Below are 19,316 nucleotides of genomic sequence, written 5' to 3' on the forward strand. Positions count from 1 at the left end.
CGCGCCAACATCTTGTTGAATCCTTTGCGAATCCATCGCATTATATGGCACACGGTTCACTGTGCCTCCGGCTGGCGCAAGAGCAGGCGTACTGCCATTGAGGTTGGTTTGAAGGTTGTCCATTCCCCGGGCGAAAGTAATTTAAGAAGTCATAGCCCCTTAAGGAACTATGACTCTTAGTTTATTTTCATTTTCCATTAAAACAATTCAAAAACACCATAATGCTTAGTAATCTATACCATGTTTGAGTTTATTCATAAAAGTCATCTTCCATTGAAAGCAATTAAATTCTATTCACCCTTCACCCTATTAAGGCTACTTTTGCATCAATATAGCCTTCTCAATAAAACTAAAACGGTTTAATTCATTCTAGTCAACAAATTCCATGTAATACGAATCATCTTTAGAAAATTGTATTAAAAATTCCTCTAGAGAATTTGCAATTAAGATTTCATCGTAAAATATAGGGTTCCCATCATCTAATCGTTTTATTGTGAATAGAACTGTTTCATTTACTTCAAAAAAAACGTATTCATCAACAAGGTCATCATAAAGATCTATGTCAGGAAAATATTCAAAATCATTTTGTTTTAACCTAAAGTCTCGAACTGACAATGGATCCATCAGACGATTTATATTTCCACTGTCTCCCTTTAAAAATCCATAACCTAGCTCCATATAAAATTCTCTTAACTCCTTTGGGAATGTGATGCCCAAATCATTTTCTGCTTGTTTAATAACAGTTTCGTCTAATGGATAGAATTGATTGTTTTTATTCGCTTTTAAGAATTCGTATTTCATAATTTCCCTCCTCTAAATAACTCTCTGGCAGGTGAACCAGATCCATGAATTCCCGCCTGATGCTCATTTGGAAACTTGGCTGGGTGTACATTCCACCACATATGATCTCCGGCGTAATTATTTTCAATGATATGATGAGCATCATACTTATCACCTTTATTTCTTACCAATAAACCAGTCTTCTCTGAAAAAATATCTTCAGTATATGTTGGCCACTTTTGACCAGAGTTTAACTCCCATTCACTAACAAGTTTGTCCTTTACTTTATTAAACTCTCGTCTATGGACCCTTGTTTGCTCTTTTGTAAGAGGTGTGTAATCTTTTTTTCTTAGAGCATCTTTTAAATTTTCAACCTGCAATTTATCAAGTTTTCTACCAGTTCTTCCTTCTATATCCCGAATATATTCTCTAATTAACGATCCTTTGAGTTTAGGTTTAACCCCACTCCCTACCTCAATCTTCCTTAACTGCTCCTGCTTTACCGCGCCAACATCTTGTTGAATCCTTCGCGAATCCATCGCATTATATGGCACACGATTCCCTGTGACTCCGGCTGGCGCAAGAGCAGGCGAACTGCCATTGAGGTTGGTTTGAAGATTGTCCATTCCCCGGGCAAGGCTGTTTTTCACTTGACCAGTGGCACCTTTTACGGCAAGACTCGCTTGGCCAGTGGCTATTGTAGCGCTCATTTTCATGTTTTGTGCATAGGTGTTGAGTGCTTGTACTCCTCTGGTTCGCGTGTTACTCATAGAAGTTCGCAAGCTCGGTCTGGTTGGAGACGTTTGCGTTGCTATTCGCAATTCGATTTCATGCCGGGTTTTGTAGCCGTCCTTGCCACCGATTCTCCCTAACTTGGCGAGTTGGCCGCTATTGGCGACTTTTGAGACTCCTTTATCGCCGACAACCGCTGTACCAATAAGGCCCAGAGCATAGCCAGTCCACTCGCCTCTACTTTGAGCATCACCATTAATCACATCGTCCTCAAATGCGTTCCATAGTTCAGTTGCGATTTCCCCTACCAACGCAGGGTCATCCACAATCGCACCAATAAATTCGACCGTGTCATTGTACACGCCTATCGGGTCTGTTACGAGATTAACAACACCTTCGACTGCATCCCCTACCGCATTTACAGCTCCGCTTCCTACACCTTTAAAAAAGTTGAACGTTGCATTCAACCATCCCCCGCCTTCATCCACGTCTTGCTCGATTGGGGGCGCCACGCATGCTTGAATCGCTTGTTCGTCATTCATCATCGCACTAACTGGGAACTGATTCATGTAATACCAGCTCATTGCCTTGAGTCCACCTGGGATGTTAGCATAGGCACCAGTGTAGAGGAATTCAAGTGGTAACGCGGTCTGATACATCACGCTTTCGTGTCCTGTCAGGTCAAATGGATCTGGTGGCGTCATTTGGATTGCTTCGGTAACGAGGTTCGCGTATAAAGCCTCTACATTCGCATCGACTTCGGCAAGCGTTTCTGCTGATAGAATTGCCCCGCCGCTCGACCAGTTTGCGACTTGAGAGACGACGTTCGTTACTTCTCGGAGCGTGCTTTCAGCTTGGGCTAGCAATGCTTCATTTTGTTCGTCGAGGGCGTGTAATGTCTCAATCGTTTCTTTTGCGTGGTCTTTGCCACGGTCTACCTGTCTTAAGACCCCTTCCATTGAAAAAGGAGTAAGCGGGAGAATATCACTAATGGATGTGCGGATTGATTCAATTTCGTTGGCATCCTCTGTTGCCGTTGTGGCGATGCGATCGAGCCCGTTTTTTAGCTCACCAGAAAGAAACTCCTCCCTAACGATGGCCGAGCTTGATTCAAAGCCTAGTAAGTTCGATTTTACTCTATCTAATTGTTCCATGTATTGACGAATGAGTAAATGAAACGCTTCGAGAACAGGTAAATGAAGCCTCCTAAAATGGTCTTTTAACGCCTCTCCGCCTTTGCCTTGCAAGGTCTCTAGTTGTTCAATCTTCTGGATGCTCGCTCGCAAGCTTTCAATGTTATCGGAATCCTGTTGCTTGGAAATTTTGATTTTGTCAATCGCATCCATCACTTCTTGTACATCAAGAACCTTCATTCATTCGGCATCCTTTCCTATCATTATCTATGGCTTGCGAGTGAGCGATCGACTTCTCCGTATGTTTTAACAAGCTCCTCACTTTCTTGTTGCACGCTTTTGAACACATCTAAAAACGCCTTAAGTTGAGTAGCGTATCCACTTTCGAACTCGGCCAGTTTTGAAAGAAAAGCCATTGATGATGTCTCAATCGCCGGTTCACTATCTGAAACTATGAAACTTGCTTTTTCACCTGCTTCACTTAATACGCTTAGTACTTCTTCTTCATTCACTTTAATTTCAGGCATAAGGGGATCTCCTCTCAATTTACGTTGATAGACGGTTCCGTAATGTTTGCAAAGACGTTTCCATTGTTAGTATAGAGGTTAAGCACCTAGACGCCTCACCTTGCAGATTGGAAATTTCTGATTCGATAGAGCTAAGCATTCCCTCAGCACGATCCTGCGCAGCTACGTACGATACGTGCAACTCGCTTCGAATATCCTCATGCTCGGATGCTGCATTGCCGCGCCAAGCGTCTCCATCAATCTCTGGCTCGTTCATTCTCGCCTTATGGTTATGGAGCATTTCTTGTTCAGTGCTTAGGGCATTTTTAGCTTTTTTTAACCGCTCAATCTTATCTTCTGTATTTCCGAGCTGTGTGCGCATCGTGCCAAGTTTCGTTTGCAAATTAAGAATTTTCGTCAAGTCAGCCACAGTAAAAACGACCCTCCTTTTCTACTTATGGTTTTTGCAATGTTCATTCAATAGCTACCATTCACTTTTTCCTTTTCCATTTTATAGGAACATAAAGAAACTGTCTATTAAAGTCAAATTACGTTTACTAGATTATTTGTCAGATTATAAACTAGTAAAAAGTGTACACGAAAAAAGAAAGAAGCTGGAACAAAAGTAGATAGACAGACCAAAATGACGAACATTCCTGAAAATAGGAACGTTCGTCGTTTGTTTTATATGAAAATTAACGGAAGGAGAATTCGAAGACTCTGAAGTGCGGTTTTCCACGGAGGAGGCTGAGGCCGTGTCCCCGGAAAGCGAAGGATTCTCCTGTAGCGGTGCTACTCAGCATATTTTAGACTATTCGTCTTTTCTAATACTACTTTTCGTTATGTCCCAGCCTCATTCTCTCTATTTAGACCCAGCGCAGGGGGCTCCTCCATTAACTCAATATCGCACCTTGTCCAACGAGCGTGTCTTGCAACTGCTTCACGTTAATCTCTCGTGGAGAGCAAGATTCTTTTACAGCAAGAGCGGCGGCGGCTCCAGCAGCTTCACCGATTGCGAGGCAGATTGCTTGAACCCGGAAAGAGCCGAGGGCTTCATGGGTCGCTGAGATGCAGCGGCCGGCAACAAGCAAGTTGTTCAGTCCTGTTGGCAGGAGCGAACGATAGGGGATGTCGTAGTGGGTTCCTTTTGGTAGTTTGTAAATTTCTGTTGTAGCTGAGTCTGGTGAGTGAATGTCAATCATATAGCAAGATTGTGCGATACAATCGTCGAACTGCTTTAAGTCGATAATGTCCTCTTGTGTCATAACGTAGTCTCCGATAACACGTCTTGTTTCCCGTATACCTACTTGTGGCGCCGTTTGCAGAAGCTCGGCTCGCTCAAAGCCCGGCACGTACTTTTTGAGGAAAGCGATTCCGTCTAGTACTTGCTCCCTCCCAAGCACTTCCGCATCTGTCAGATCGTGCGGATCGAGGGCATTTTTCCCTTGAATTCGGCCAAAGTTAATGCCGACAACGTTGTCCATCCATGGAACGGTAAAGATGGCCGCGACATGATCTCGGTTTACTTTCGTTAGAAAGCCATCTCGCTTAGCTTGTTCAATTTCCCGTGCGAAGCCTGTTGCATTTAAATAGTGATAGCCGTCATCGGTTTTCCAATAACCACGGCGTCCTTCTTCGTCAAGCTTATGGCCGAGAGCGGCTGTATCAACGTTGCCGAGCACGTACATGAGTGAGGAGGGCTGGGTACCTCCGTCTTTATCTCTACCAATCTTGCAGGTCGCCCCGGCTCGTTCCGCCACGTCTCCATCACCTGTTGCATCAATAACATGAGTCGCTATCAGCGCCTCCCTACCTGCCTTGCTTTCAATGAGAATCGCTTCGATGGTGCCGTCTTTCGTAATCGTATCAACAATCGTCGTGTGACAAAGAAGCTCGACACCTGCTTCGGCGAGGAGCTCAAAGGCAAGTATTTTGTATTGCTCTGCATTAAAGGGCTCCCAGCCTTTGCGATCGGTCATGATGAGACCTCCTCTATCGTAGAGCTTTTGTCGAATTTCTTGAAAGATGCCACCGGTAATAAAGCGCTCTTTGTCATGATAGCCATATGCGAAAGATGTCACCATCCCCGCTGTTCCCATGCCGCCAAGAAAACCGTGGGATTCAAGTAAAATCGTTTTGGCACCGTTACGTGCAGCACTTAAAGCAGCACCAATTCCTGCAGGACCTCCTCCACATACAACCACGTCTGCCTCTCCTCGTACGCGCACTTGTTTTTCTACTTCTGTGATCTGTCTCATTTATAGGACCTCCGTTTTTCTTATTCTTTTGAACCAGACATAGCTAAGCTCTCGATGAATTGCTTCTGTGCGAAAAAAAAGATGACTAGCACAGGCAACGTCGCTAGAACAGATGCGCTCATGAGCGAGCTCCAATCGGTTCCTGCTTCATCTGTAAATAAGGAGAGCGCGAGCGGCAACGTCATTAACTCCCTTGAGTTAATAAATATTAAAGGCTCTAAAAACTCGTTCCAATTCGTTAAAAAGGTAAAAATGGTGACCGTTGCTAATGCTGGTTTTGAGAGTGGCAGCATAATCTGCAAGAAAATTCGAAAGCGAGAACAGCCATCTATTCGGGCTGCATCTTCTAATTCAGCAGGAACCTGTTTAAAAAATTGGCGCATCACAAAGATGCCAAATGCTCCACCAGCACCAAAGATTGGAATGATGATTAACGGCCAATGTGTATCAATCCACCCAAGTTCTCTCATAAACAGAAAAAGCGGAATAATCGTGACTTCGCCAGGGATCATCATCACACTTAAAAAAGCGAGAAAAACAAGATTTCTGCCTTTAAAAGGGATCCGAGCAAACGCATAGCCTGCTAGAGAGGCAAGGAATACTGTCCCAATTGTGACGGCTGCACCAATGTAGATGCTGTTGAACATTTGCCTCAAAAAATACGTACTAGTTAACACATTGATATAGCTGTCCCACTGAATCGGATTTGGAATAAACGTTGGTGGCAGTGAGAAAATTTGATTTGGATCTTTTAATGACGTGGTTACCATCCAAATGAAGGGAAGCAGCATAATCGCCGAGATCATTGTTAAGAGCAAATAACGAATAAGTGTGGACATGGAATTAATCTTCATTGTAAACCCACCTTTTCCGTAGCCACCATTGAATCAATGTGAATGCAAAGATTAGAAAAAATAGAATAAACGCAGCCGCTGAAGCGTAGCCCATGTCAAACAGACGAAAGGCTTTTTCCCAAATATAGTAGACGATCACTTTCGTGCTACTTTCCGGACCTCCACGTGTCATCACAAAGATTTGGGCGAAGATTTTCATCGCCCCAATGATTGTAATAATAGTTGCTAGAAACACGGTTGGGGAAATAATGGGAAGCGTAATGTTCTGGAATTGACGCCAGCTCCCTGCTCCATCGATTCGTGCCGCTTCGTATAAATTCTTCGGCACCATCTGTAATGCTGCTAAAAACAGGACCATGTTTAGTCCTACATTTTTCAACACACTTGTGATAATAACAGCCGGCATCGCCAAGTCCTTACTATAGAGCCATGCTTGTGGTTCAACTCCAACCCAACCAAGGATGGAGTTAATAAATCCGTAATCAGTCGCAAACATATAGCGCCAGACAATCGCCCATACAACAAGTGTTGTGACTACCGGTACAAAGACAATCGTTCGGAACATGCCCATCAGTGGTAGCGGATGGCGCAGTAGCAGTGCCAATCCAAGAGCAAGAAGAATATTAAAAGGCACAAGCCCGGCAGTAAACAAAATGGTATTGCCCATCACTTGTTGGAATTCTGGGTCTTGGACAATAGCTCGATAATTCGCCGTTCCAATGAACTCCGACTGACCAAGCAACGGCCAGTCTGTAAAGCTCATATAAAAGGCAAAGCCAATTGGCACGAACATAAAAACAGTGAAACCGATGAGCATTGGACTAAGAAACAACCAGCCTGCGAGGGTATCTTGTTTGAAAAATGGCTTCCGCCGTTTTGTTTGGTTTTGTTCAGGTTGCGTATCTACATTCATCTCTTAATCCCTCCGCAGCTCACTCTTGCACCAGCGGATTAATACTCGCTTCCATCTGTTCAAGAATGTCGGCTGGTTCCGCAGTCTGACCAAATAACCGGTCAAACCCTTGTAGAATGTGATTGTCGATGTTTTGCCATTCAGGGTGAATCGGTAAGACACGTGCTTCCTCGCTTAAGCTTAAGATCGTTGACTCCATGCTTTCCCGAGGAGGATTACCAGGTTGTTCAATAAATGCATCCGATTCAAGTACCGATGCGCGTGGTGGTGCAAAATAAGTAGAGGTTGCTTCCATTCCTGTTTCACTCGCAAAGTAGCGAATGAGATCAAGCGCTTCTTCTGGATGCTCGGTTCCTTCAAACATCACATAACCTGCCTGACCAAGAATCGGCGAGCGCCCTGCTGAGCCAAGGGGAACTGGCGCAATATCCCACTCAAATGCGTCAATGCCTCTAGCCGTTGATACATAGCTATAGACATCAAAGAACATCCCTACATTACCAGCTTCAAATGCAACCTGATCGCCTGCGCGTGGATGAGAGCGATCTTCAAACATCATTCGATCGAGCATCGCTAATGTCGAAATACCAGCATCACTGTTCCACGTAAACTCGGTTGTCTCTTCGTTAAAAAGGTCGCCTCCCTCAGCTCGCGTATGAGCAAGTAGGTTTTCCCACGTTTCCCAAGCCCGAAAGAAATTGGCACCGTAAACACCTTCATCTTCGGCAATAACAGCTGCGGCTTCTTCAAAAGCCTCCCACGTCCAGTCTCCTCGACTTTCAAGTTCTTGTGGTGTGTCTAAACCTTTTTCTTCAAACAGGGTTTTATTGTAATAAATGATATGAGGTGGACTAGAAAACGGCACACCATAGAGGGCGTCGTCCACTTCGTACTGGGTAATCGTGCCTGGCAAGATATCATCGAAGTTAAATGATTCATCTTGTCGAAGAACCCCAATGTCTGCAAGAATGTTATTCTCGATAAATTGTGGCACCATCCGTTCAGCCGCCCAGCCGATGTCTGGAAGTTCTTGTCCAGCCGCTAATACCGTCATATTTTGCTGGTAATCTGGAAATGGTGTTGTTTGAATCGTAACGTTTACATTTGGATGATCGACGTAATAGGCCTCTAATAATTCTTCATAAACGGCAATGTGGTTTTCATTGCCCCATGTTGAAAAGGTCAATTCAATTTGTTCTTCTCCATCATTTGTCACCGACCCACCAGAGGAAGAACAGCCTGCCACAATAAGCAAAAATCCCGCGCTAACACCCCATCTTTTCATCTTAGATCCCCCTTTTTTGTTCTTATTATCAGTTTAAATAAAGCGCTTACAATTTGGGAGGGTGCTCGTTTTTGATTTGGTATCTTTTATTCAGGTCTTTGGTAAAGTGATTGTGACGGACATCCCTATTCCTTCCTCGCTCTTAATGGTCAGCACAGCTTGTTCTCCTAAAAGCAGCGCAAGTCGCTCTGCGATATTGGTAAGCGCCACACGGTTTCCAGTTCCAATACTCATGGACTGCTTCATTCCTTGCCCTTGATCTCTCACTTCCAAGTAAGAAAACGTGTGATCTTGCCACCCCTTTACTACAATTCTTCCTTTTATTTCACCATGTTGATGTCCATGCACGATGGCATTTTCAAGCAACGGTTGAAGAATTAATTTCGGGATGAAGAGCGTCAACATCTTCTCTGGTATGGAGATATCAAACGTTACTTTTCCTTCTAATCGTTTTTCTTGAATGGCTATATACGCTTTAACGAATAACAGTTCATCTCGCAAAGGAACAAACCGGGTTTTCTGATCGATGCTGTAGCGGATAAGGCGTCCGAGAGAAGCGACCATATCGGAAAGTTCGTATTCATGTTTTGTAATCGCAATCATATTTATATGTTCTAATGTATTGTAAATAAAGTGGGGGTTCATTTGCGTTTGCAGTGCTTTTATTTCGGCATCTTTTTCACGTATTTCGGTTTGATACACTTTTGCAATCAGCTCGTTAATCTGCTCCATCATATGATTATAGCTAAGAGCAAGTTGACCCAGCTCGTCTTTCGAAGAAGGCGTCATACGGTGCTGAAATTCTCCTTTTTCAGCCCTTTCCATCATTTGGCGTAGCTCAAAGATTGGCTTGGTTAATGAACGCTCAGCGACTCGCGCTAATAAAAGGATGACCGCTGACACCGCTACCATTAATCCAATGGTGACGATTCGGAGTGACTGGGAGGCACCGACAATTTCATTTTCTGGTAACAGCACAATCGTCTGAACCTCTCCACTCGATTGCCGGAGCACCGGTAAATAATTTACGCCATCAGCCGTCACTCGTTCACGTTCAACAAGGGGTTGTCCCTCTTTGTCTACTTTCTTTAAAATAGGCGTAATGGCTTTTCCAGTTTCATAAATGAGCTGTCCATGACGATCAACCATTGTGATAGACGCTTCTTCTGATAAATCCACATCTGTTAACAGGGATTCAATATAGCTCATTTCGATATCGACTTTAATCATGCCAAGGGGACGGAACCCATCTGGATCTCGGAGTAAGCGGCCAACTGAGAAAACGGTCTTTTCGTTCCCAACCATATAGGCTGGCTCGTGAGCAGGCACGAGCAAAGAAGCACCTTCTCCTTGTTGAATATTCTGATGCCAGAAGCTAGATTCATCACTAAAACGATGTACCGTTCGAGGTGAACCGAGATCGCTAAACAAACTTCCATCTCTCGCAATAATATGAACCCCAGAAAGCTCTTTTCGATTATAGGAGAGGGTAGATAGAAACGAACTCATGCGTTCAAGTTCTTCCGTTTGTGGATAATAAGAATAAGAATCCTCGGTTCGGTTCTTTAAAATCGTTAAAATTTCTCGATCGTATAGAGGAAGAAGGGATAATCGGTGCATTTCATCAATAAATGCATTGACGTTCTGATTCAATTGATCAATCACTTGTACCGTGTAATGGTACGTTTGACCCTCCAACGTTTTCGAAAAATATGAATAGGTAATCATTCCCAGTAGATTTAAAGGCACCAATACAATAGCGAGAAACAACACGATGATTTTCTGTCTCAGTGACATGCTTTTCCCACCTCACTTTTGTTGCATAAACGTTTTCTTCCTGTACTGCGTCGGTGTACACTGCTTTTCTTTCTTAAATAGCTTCATAAAATGTTTCTGACTTTGATAGCCTGACATTCTCGCTATCTCGTAAATGCGCAAGTTGGTTTGATGAAGTAACGTCTCAGCCCGTTTCAACCTTCTTTCAGTGACATACGTAGAAAAGTTTTTTCCACTCTTGTCCTTAAACCATTGACTGAAATAAGTCGGATGTAAGTGCACAAGCTTAGCTACATCTGTTAACGTAATGTCTTGATCTATATGCGCTTTAATATAGTCATCCACTTGCTGAATGAACGGATCTTCGTGATAGCTCTCTTCCACCTCACTTAATCCGGCTTTAATTTCATCGAAAGCAGCTACCACTTCTGTTCGATCAATCGGCTTTAATAAATAGCGACTCACCCCGTGCTGAATAGCTTGCTGAGCGTACGAAAATTCTTCGTGACCACTCACAACGATAATGCGCACCTGTGGAAAATAAGCACGGACTTGTTTCATTAACGATAATCCATCTCGTTTCGGCATTCGAATATCCGTTACCAAGACATCAGGACAATCATGAGCGAGCAAATGGAGCGCCGTCTCGCCATTATCGGCCTCACCAATAACGGTAAAATCCCTCACAAGCTGATTCACAATTGTTACCAGTCCTTTTCGTATCATTTTCTCATCTTCTGCAATAACAACTTTATACACTTCCATCCCTCCCTTTTATAGAAAAAGAACCCTCTTGATCAGAAGGTTCCATTTCGCTTACTCAGTAAGATTCGTTTGCATTCTAAGTGATTCTACTCGCATGGCAGCATCACCTTGTGAATCCGCTCCAATTTTCAACAGGTCTTGACCCGTTTGTGCGATCGATGTCGAATGGAATAAAAACTCACCCTCACGATACACGTCGTACGTCGTTCTTCCTGTTGAAACAAGCGTGTACCGTGCTTGAGCAGTTGGATTCATTTCCACTGAAACAGTCGGCTGATTTAGTCTGTCTTGAATCCACCCTCTCTCACCATCATACTGAATAAAAATTGATTTTTGTTGGTTGCCATGTCTAATACTCATCTCGTTTCCTCGGCTTGGTCCCAGAACAGCGAGATCTGCTTCAAGGGTAAAGTGAAAATCAGGCAAGTAAAAACCGCTATGTGTGAGGTAATGAAAAGAACCACTCCCTCTTCGCTCTTCTTGAATGTCAACGAACCCAGCCCCTTGCTCAATGGTTCCTTGAGCCGCGCTTCCCTTAGCAACTTGCCAACGTCTCGTGTAATCGACAAAGGATTCGTCAATGACATTCCAGACCTCTCCTTCACGAACCTCAAATAACACGGAATTTGTCGAAAGACGTTTTCCTTTGTAATACACTTCGGCTTGAACCGATGCAAATCCTTCTGAACCTGAGTAGAGCCTCCCTTGATCTATGCGCACAATTGTTGGATCACTTGATGTGAATTCAACGTCTAATTCCTGCTTATCAATGAGGGATCCGTCGTAACGTTCGGCTATTATTTCGAACTCAATTTCGCTACCTATAGGGACAACTACATCCGTGGAACGTAGTGTGGCTTTAGCCATGTCTCGTACTTCTTCATCATATATGGCACGAGCAAGCGCAATTTTTGTTGACCCGCGTTGTCCTGCTTCATAGATCATGTAAACCTCATTCTCCGAATAAATATACGAACGAGAAGCCGCTCGTCCGTTCTCTGGAGCATTTTGTGCCGGCTGATAATAAGCGCCTAAATGAATTTCTTGATCAAAATTTTCACCAACATCGACTACATATTGATTGCCAGATCCTCCATGAACCGTTACGTAATGATTGCCGTTATAAGGAAAGTAATACGCACCGGATAGATTCCCTCCTTGGTCCGGTTGAGGTGAGATTAGCGGTTCCTGCTGTGTCTCCCATTCACGTCCATCTTTCGACCACGCTAAATAGATTTTCCTCGTGCCATTGTTATTTCCCATTAACGTCATGACGTAACGATTGTCTTTCCCTTCAAGTTCATGCTCGAACACCCGCGCATAAGAGGCTTCATTAATTTCTGTATAATCACTCGTGCGAATGACCACTTGCTCATAATCAAAATGAATGCCGTCTTCTGATGTAGCAAGGCGTGTCACTGAATTCTCTCCATGAAAATAGAGAAATAACTTCTCTTCTTCTTCATTCCAAATTGGATGTGCTGAAGCAACGTGGGATACACTGTAATGCGGTTGCCAATCTCTTGCGATGATTGGATTCCCACTGTATTCCATCCAAGGACCTTTGATAGAATCCGCATAAGCAAGCGCAATACCACCAGGTCTATCATGAGGTCCATAGTACATGTAATAGGTTCCAAGAGGTTGGTCAAAATAATCTTCAGCTCGAATGACTGTCGGGAAATCATATTCTCCTGTGGGATTGTACATCAGATCATCTGGATCAATGATCGTTTGTTCATAATAGAATAATGGCAATTCATGTGTCTTTCCATGAGCACCCGTCACAATCAAGCTTCCAAATAAAAAAACAACCAAAAAAGCAAACGCTTTCAAAATGTGTTTCATGACATCCCTCCTCTTATTGTTCTATTTAGTATAGCGTGGTCGCATCATTTCTATATTCCTGCTCCCTTAAGATCTAGTAGTCTCGAATTAAGATATTGGAAACAATTACTCTCCGCCAAAACACTAGCCAATCCCTCATCCTTCCCTTATGCTTAACAGAACAAAAGTAAGGAGATGCTCTATGAAAACAGATCGACAACTAACGAGCTTAATGGCTTCCATTCGTGTGTTGAGCTCGACCCGGGAATTGCCTGATGTCTTACGCCAACTCTTACAAGAAGCCTTACATGTCATTGATGGCTCAACGGCTGGCGTTTTATTTTTATATGACGAACAACAAGACGTTCTTTATGCAGAGAGCGCAATCGGCTTCAACATGGAAACATTAGGAAAAGTCCGCTTAAAGCCAGGGGAAGGCATGAGTGGTAAAACGTTTCAACAAAAACGAGGCAACATTTATTCTCATCTTCACGACACTAAAACAGGCATGGCCAACTTAAGCACTCAAAATGCCCTATATTATGAACAATCCTTGCCTGAGTTAGCATACCCAGTTAGCGCTCTTTCTGTCCCTCTCTATCTATCAGATGGGACGTGTATTGGCGTATTGACGGTTGATATCTTTGAACGAAAGCATACATTCGAGCCAAACGACCTCGACCTATTAGAAACGTTTGCACGGCAAGCATCGATTGCTGTTGAAAATGCACGCTTGTATTCCCAAAATAAGCGAACGCAAGAAATCCACCAAGCACTCTCTCGGGTGTCCCTTTCTTATGGAGGATTGAATGACATTACAGGTGCTTTAGCTCATTTACTATCAAAGCATGTCGTCGTTGTGAACGAATTTGCTGAAGAATTGTCTAGTTATCCAGAACGATCACCATTTGCTCTTCCGTCTACTCTCTTAGAAAGCATGCTAACATCACTTTATATTGAAAAACATCAAGGTGTACAAACATGGACAATGGATAACGATCAAACAGCGCTGTACACATTTCCAATTCAAATTGATACAGAACCAATTGGGCTTCTCATTATCATTGGAAGTAAAGAAGCCATGTTAAATCCACTTGATCAAGTAGCGATTGAACAGGCTTTACCTATTTTCGTGATGGAGCTCCATCAACGAGAAAAACAAGATGTAGACGACCTTATGTATACTGCAAGACTGCTAGAAATGGTTATTCATTCATCAGAACCTGAAGCCCCGACTCAAGAATTGCTCATGCACATTCCCACAGGTTCGCATCAGCGTTATGTGATTGGAAAGCTACAGTTAGAGCATTCAGGTGTACCGGTTCCGATGTATAATCGTATGAAGCAACAGCTTATGCGTAAAGTGTATTATGAACAATCTAAACTAAGCGATGTCACCATTGTCTACGAACGCCATTTTGATTTGACGTTTCTTTTTACGTTTTCAAGCGCAACCATGCCCTTAACTATTAGAGCGTTTTTGAACGAATTGCTATCCTATACACAGTCTAAGTGGAACCTATCTGGTTATGTAGGTCTTGGTCGCCATGTATCCAAGCCAACAGCTCTAAAAGAATCCTATATGGAAGCCGTTCGGGTCATTCACTATTTGCAGCGTAAACAACGTCCGAATGAACTGGTCGACTTTGATTCACTTGGCCCCTACCGCTTATTTTTGAATATGAACGAAGAAGAACTAACAGACTACGTTTTTGATAAACTAGGCACACTAATGACACATGACTCATCAGGTGAATTACTCAACACTCTCTTTGTCTATATGGAACAAGGTCAGCGGTTAAAAGAAACAGCCCTTGTGCTTTACGTTCATGTAAATACCGTAAAGTACCGGTTAAAAAAAATCTATGAACTCCTTAAAATAAAAGGGTTTACAGTAGAAGAAGCCTTTAATACCCATTTAGCTTTAAAAATCGCAAACTATTTAGAAATAAATTCATTTAGCCACAAAAGACAAAAATAAGCCGTGAATTTTGTCGAATAAGACTATAGAATTGTCTGTCTTTTTAGATTATAGTCAGATGTAAGCATTTGTTCAGACTCTTTTGTCAACGAGCAGTGCAAGACTTTGACAGAGGAGGAACCGGTTTGCAACCTATTTATTTAGCACTTTTATTCATCGCGATCATTGCCATCGGTGAGGTCATTTCCATTAAATCTCGAGCAAGAATTCCAACATTACTTGTGGTTGTCGCAACAGTGTTTGTTTTGTTACAAACGGGAATCTTACCTGAAGAGTACATTGCTGCCTCAACATTCGTTGCTGTCGGCGGCGTCCTTGTACCTGTATTAATTGTTCATTTAGGGACAATGATTCCATTAAAAACTATGTTCAAACAATATCAAGCTGTATTGATTACATTAATTGGTTTAGCCTTTTCTGTTATTGGTGTCATCGTTATTGTCACGCTTCTTTTTGACTATGCAACGGCTGTGGCAGGCGCCGGTCCCATTACAGGCGGAATCATTGCGTATATTGTAACGGCCGATGGATTAAGAGAAGCTGGCTTAACAGCCATTATTGCTATTCCTATTACTGTTTTTACTATTCAAAATTTCTTTGGAATGCCGTTAACATCTATTTTTCTCGCTCGCTATGCGAAAAAAATTCGAGCGGATGAAACCGCTGCAGACGCTGCTCAAGGGTTAGCGCCTGATTCAACAGAAAAAGAAAAAAGCTATGTGCTTCCAAAAGAATGGATGCAAAGCCATTTTGTCATTATTTTTCTCCTTTTCGCAGGTGGTGCTCTTGCCGTCTTTTTAGGACAGTTTACAGGTATTAACGCCAGCCTTTGGGCACTCGCTATCGGTGTAGCCGCAGCGGCCCTTCGCTTTTTACCAGAACGTTCAATGGAAAAAGCAAATAGCTCAGGTATCACGATGATTGCGTTAATATTCGTTGTCATTAATTCCCTCATCGGTGTCACTTGGGATCAAATTGTCGCTTCCCTACTACCGGTTATGGTTATTATGATTGTCGGCATTGCTGGGCTCATGCTCGGCGCCATTATCGGAGCAAAGCTATTTAAATGGGATATAAATAAATCAATTCCGGTCGTGCTTACAGCCCTATATGGTTTTCCTGGAGATTACCTCATCGTTGAGGAAATTAGTCGGAGCGAGGGACGAACTGAAGCTGAGCGTCAACGTATTATGGACGAACTAATGGCGCCAATGTTAATTGGTGGTTTTACTGCCGTAACAGTTGGTTCTGTAGCAATCGCCAGTATACTAATATCAACCCTATAAAGGAGAGTTTTTAGATGACGATAACAGCTATTACAAACGTAACAATGATTGATGGTACAGGCATTGACGCCATTGAACAAGCAGTTGTACTTGTGGAGAAGAATCACATTAAAGCGGTAGGAACTTCTCAAACCATTCCCATTCCTTCAGACGCAACGATTATCGATGGAGGTGGTCAATACCTCCTTCCAGGACTCATTGATACTCACGTTCATATGGCACTTGAAATTAAAAATGTGCAAGAATCGTTATTAACACCATTCTCGTATCGGTTCTTTGAAGCAGCAAAGCGACTAGAAACGACGATTCAAACAGGCATTACTTCTGTACGTGACGCGGGTTTTGCTGATGCTGGCATAAAAAAGGCTGTAGAAGATGGCTTAGTAGATGGTCCTAGAATGCAAGTGAGCATCAACCCACTTACCATTACAGGTGGACACGGTGATAGTTGGAACATCTCTGGCATTGATACGACACAGCCTGTTTATCCAGGCATGCCTGATGGAAAGTGCGACGGTCGTGAAGAAGTACGCAAAACCGTTCGTGAAATGTTGCGTGCCGGAGCTGATGTTGTGAAAGTCCATGCAACTGGTGGTGTGTCGAGCCCTACCGATCATCCAGAATTCACTCAGTTCTCTCAGGAAGAACTTGAAGTGATGGTCGAAGAAGCAACGTTTCGTAAAGGTGTGAAAGTAATGGCTCACGGGCAAGGAGCAGAAGGGATTAAAAACGCTGTTCGTGCCGGGATTCATTCCATCGAACATGGCATTTTTATCGATGACGAAGCATTAGAACTCATGCTTGAACATGGTACCTATCTCGTCCCAACCTTGCTTGCTCCTCTCGCCGTCCTAGAGGCTGCCGAGACATCAAACACGATGGCTCCCTATGCCATTGAAAAATCAAAAGAAGTCATTGATATTCATAAGAAAAGCATTGAAAAAGCGTACAAAGCAGGGGTAAAAATTGCAATGGGTACTGACGCAGGTGTTTTTCCACACGGCATTAATCTTCGAGAGCTTGGTCTTATGTGTGAAATTGGCATGTCGCCAATGGAAGCCATTGTTGCGTCAACGAAAACCGCTGCAGAATGTATGGGCTGGGGAGAAAAAGTCGGCACAATCGAGGCTGGTAAATGGGCTGACCTCATTATCGTAAACGGTAATCCACTTGCTGATATACACATTCTAGAAAATCATGAACACATTACTTTTGTGATGAAAGACGGTAACACCTATAAAGATACACTTGCCATTTAATAAGTAAAACTGTCCTTTTAGGGGCAGTTTTTTGTTTTTTGTAGGCTACTTGCTTCTTACAGCACATTTCTGTATACTATTACTTAACAAAACGTAATCATTACGTTTTAAAAAGGAGGATACATTTTATGAGTTTACCTTCACAGTTACAGCAATTATTTGCAGAAAAACTTACTATACATAAGCGCTATCGCTTTTCTATTGATCAAGACCTTCACATGATAGATACAGCTTTCATTGTAAATGAAATTATTACGGCTTCTGAAGAGGAAATGGAGATATTATTCCCTATCTTGACCAATATGAGCGAAAACGAAGACACCTTACATGACTATCTTGAGTATTTAGCAACCATCTATGTACAAACAAATGAGAGGCATTCGACGTTCTAGCATTCAGTTAGCCGTTGTCTATCTGCACGATGATAAAAAAAGGAGATAAGGGCTAATTAGCCTCTATCTCCTTTTCGCTTTTATTATAATTCTTCCCCATTCGTTGCAATCACATTTTTGTACCAAGCAAATGAAGCTTTTTTGGAGCGATTTAACGTACCATTTCCTTCGTCATCCTGATCGACATAAATAAAGCCATACCGCTTTGACATTTCCGATGTTGACATACTAATTAAATCAATTGGCCCCCAAGCCGTATACCCAAGCAAGTTCACACCATCTTTAACAGCCTCTTTCATCTGTTCAATGTGCTGCTTCAAGTAATCAATTCGATACGTATCCTTTATCGTGCCATCCGCTTCAACCGTGTCGTACGCCCCTAAACCGTTCTCAACAATAAATAATGGTTTACCATATCGGTTGTGGAAATCACGCAGGGTAACACGTAAACCTTTAGGATCAATTTGCCAGCCCCAATCGGATGATTCAAGATACTGATTTTTCACAGCACCTTTGACTAGGTTTCCAACCGTATCCTCGTGATCACCGTGGGTCGTAACTGAAATAGACATGTAATAGCTGAATGAGATAAAGTCGACTGGATACTGCTTCAAAATGGTGTCATCTTCTGCTTCTTTTTCAATCACAATCTCATTCTCTGCAAAGAACCGATTCATATAGGAAGGGTACTCACCTTTAGCGTGAACGTCTGTAAAGAACAAGTTCAAATCATTATCTCGTTGCGCTTTTAAAATATCGTCTGGATGGTTGGTTACTGGATAAGTCTGCATTCTTGCCAGCATACAACCAACTTGGGACCCTGGGATAATCTCATGCGCTAATTTCGTCGCTAAAGCACTTGCTACGAACTGATGGTGAACCGCTTGGTAAGCAATTTGGTCGCTTGTTTTATTCGGAACACGATCAATTAAAACCCCGCCACCTGTATAAGGGCTATGCGTCATAACGTTAATTTCATTAAATGTTAGCCAATATTTAACAAGGTCTTTATAACGCGTAAACACCGTTTCTGCATAACGTGTAAAGAAGCCGATGACTTCACGACTGTACCACCCATTATACTTTCGCGTAAGCGCGAGTGGTGTTTCATAATGTGAAAGTGTAACCAATGGTTCGATCTTGTATTTTTTTAACTCTTTAAAGACATTTTCATAAAACTGCAATCCCTTTTCATTCGGCTCCGCATCATCTCCATTCGGAAAAATACGTGCCCAATTTATGGACAGACGGAATACTTTAAAACCTAGTTCTGCAAATAGGGCAATGTCTTCTTTGTAACGGTGATAAAAATCAACACCATCTCGTTTCGGGAAGCGATCTTCTCTTTTCCCAGCCAACACATCTTCAATGTATTCTGACGTGACATCCATCGCCATATTCATGCCCCGTTTTGATTTTGGAATATACGGGACCATATCAGCAGTTGAAAGGCCTTTTCCATCTTTATCAAATGCACCTTCTACTTGGTTGGCAGCTGTTGCGCCTCCCCATAGAAAATGTGAATCAAATCCAGTTATTTCGTTTTTCATTTTCTCATCGTCCCTTTCC

16 protein-coding genes are annotated in these 19,316 nt (G+C 42.7%); 4 read left to right on the plus strand and 12 right to left on the minus strand.

The window, feature by feature from the left end:
* Nucleotides 1-369 precede the first annotated feature (369 nt).
* The 11 genes from BK583_RS17570 to BK583_RS17620 all read right to left on the minus strand — a co-directional run bounded on the left by BK583_RS17570 (nucleotide 370) and on the right by BK583_RS17620 (nucleotide 12,850).
* Entirely contained in the window at nucleotides 370-801 is a 432-nt protein-coding gene (locus tag BK583_RS17570; protein ID WP_055735555.1) for an SMI1/KNR4 family protein, read from the minus strand.
* The gene (locus BK583_RS21325; RefSeq protein WP_055735554.1) at nucleotides 798-2,885 is read right to left on the minus strand and encodes an LXG domain-containing protein; all 2,088 of its coding nucleotides are present in this window, start codon (nucleotides 2,883-2,885) and stop codon (nucleotides 798-800) included. The genes BK583_RS17570 and BK583_RS21325 overlap by 4 nt, the downstream gene beginning before the upstream one ends.
* Before the next feature lie 23 nt (nucleotides 2,886-2,908).
* Entirely contained in the window at nucleotides 2,909-3,172 is a 264-nt protein-coding gene (locus BK583_RS17580) for a YwqI/YxiC family protein (RefSeq protein WP_035398307.1), read from the minus strand.
* Between the two features lie 19 nt (nucleotides 3,173-3,191).
* Entirely contained in the window at nucleotides 3,192-3,581 is a 390-nt protein-coding gene (locus BK583_RS17585; RefSeq protein WP_055735553.1) for a DUF5082 domain-containing protein, read from the minus strand.
* 463 nt (nucleotides 3,582-4,044) lie between these two features.
* The gene (locus BK583_RS17590; protein ID WP_055735552.1) at nucleotides 4,045-5,409 is read right to left on the minus strand and encodes an FAD-dependent oxidoreductase; all 1,365 of its coding nucleotides are present in this window, start codon (nucleotides 5,407-5,409) and stop codon (nucleotides 4,045-4,047) included.
* A 20-nt stretch (nucleotides 5,410-5,429) separates the two neighbouring features.
* Nucleotides 5,430-6,263 (minus strand): carbohydrate ABC transporter permease, encoded by an 834-nt coding sequence (locus BK583_RS17595; protein ID WP_035396296.1) that lies wholly within the window; start codon nucleotides 6,261-6,263, stop codon nucleotides 5,430-5,432.
* Entirely contained in the window at nucleotides 6,253-7,176 is a 924-nt protein-coding gene (locus BK583_RS17600; RefSeq protein ID WP_055735551.1) for a carbohydrate ABC transporter permease, read from the minus strand. The genes BK583_RS17595 and BK583_RS17600 overlap by 11 nt, the downstream gene beginning before the upstream one ends.
* 19 nt (nucleotides 7,177-7,195) lie before the next feature.
* On the minus strand, nucleotides 7,196-8,461 hold the full coding sequence (locus BK583_RS17605) for an ABC transporter substrate-binding protein (RefSeq protein ID WP_055735550.1): 1,266 nt from the start codon (nucleotides 8,459-8,461) through the stop codon (nucleotides 7,196-7,198).
* A 90-nt stretch (nucleotides 8,462-8,551) separates the two neighbouring features.
* The gene (locus tag BK583_RS17610; RefSeq protein ID WP_055735549.1) at nucleotides 8,552-10,258 is read right to left on the minus strand and encodes a cache domain-containing sensor histidine kinase; all 1,707 of its coding nucleotides are present in this window, start codon (nucleotides 10,256-10,258) and stop codon (nucleotides 8,552-8,554) included.
* Between the two features lie 12 nt (nucleotides 10,259-10,270).
* Complete coding sequence (locus BK583_RS17615) at nucleotides 10,271-10,996, minus strand: response regulator transcription factor (protein ID WP_035396290.1); 726 nt, start codon at nucleotides 10,994-10,996, stop codon at nucleotides 10,271-10,273.
* A 57-nt stretch (nucleotides 10,997-11,053) separates the two neighbouring features.
* Entirely contained in the window at nucleotides 11,054-12,850 is a 1,797-nt protein-coding gene (locus BK583_RS17620; protein WP_055735548.1) for a glycoside hydrolase family protein, read from the minus strand.
* A gap of 181 nt (nucleotides 12,851-13,031) precedes the next feature.
* Between BK583_RS17620 and BK583_RS17625 the strand changes: the two genes are divergently transcribed.
* From BK583_RS17625 to BK583_RS17640, 4 genes are all read left to right on the plus strand, one after another.
* Nucleotides 13,032-14,810, plus strand: coding sequence for a helix-turn-helix domain-containing protein (locus BK583_RS17625; protein ID WP_055735547.1), 1,779 nt, complete (start codon nucleotides 13,032-13,034; stop codon nucleotides 14,808-14,810).
* Nucleotides 14,811-14,935: 125 nt separating this feature from the next.
* A complete protein-coding gene (locus BK583_RS17630) occupies nucleotides 14,936-16,096 on the plus strand; it encodes a hypothetical protein (protein WP_055735546.1) in 1,161 nt (386 codons plus the stop codon).
* Nucleotides 16,097-16,110: 14 nt separating this feature from the next.
* Nucleotides 16,111-17,355, plus strand: a complete 1,245-nt coding sequence (locus tag BK583_RS17635; protein WP_055735545.1) for a metal-dependent hydrolase family protein — start codon at nucleotides 16,111-16,113, stop codon at nucleotides 17,353-17,355.
* 128 nt (nucleotides 17,356-17,483) lie between these two features.
* Nucleotides 17,484-17,747 carry a hypothetical protein gene (locus BK583_RS17640; RefSeq protein WP_055735544.1) on the plus strand — a complete coding sequence of 88 codons (264 nt, stop codon included), beginning with the start codon at nucleotides 17,484-17,486 and terminating at the stop codon, nucleotides 17,745-17,747.
* An 83-nt stretch (nucleotides 17,748-17,830) separates the two neighbouring features.
* On the opposite strand, the gene BK583_RS17645 is transcribed toward BK583_RS17640, so the two are convergent.
* Complete coding sequence (locus BK583_RS17645) at nucleotides 17,831-19,297, minus strand: glycoside hydrolase family 1 protein (protein WP_055735543.1); 1,467 nt, start codon at nucleotides 19,295-19,297, stop codon at nucleotides 17,831-17,833.
* Between the last annotated feature and the right edge of the window lie 19 nt (nucleotides 19,298-19,316).

Source organism: Shouchella oshimensis (assembly GCF_002019765.1).
Classification (GTDB): Bacteria; Bacillota; Bacilli; order Bacillales; family Bacillaceae_D; genus Shouchella; species Shouchella oshimensis.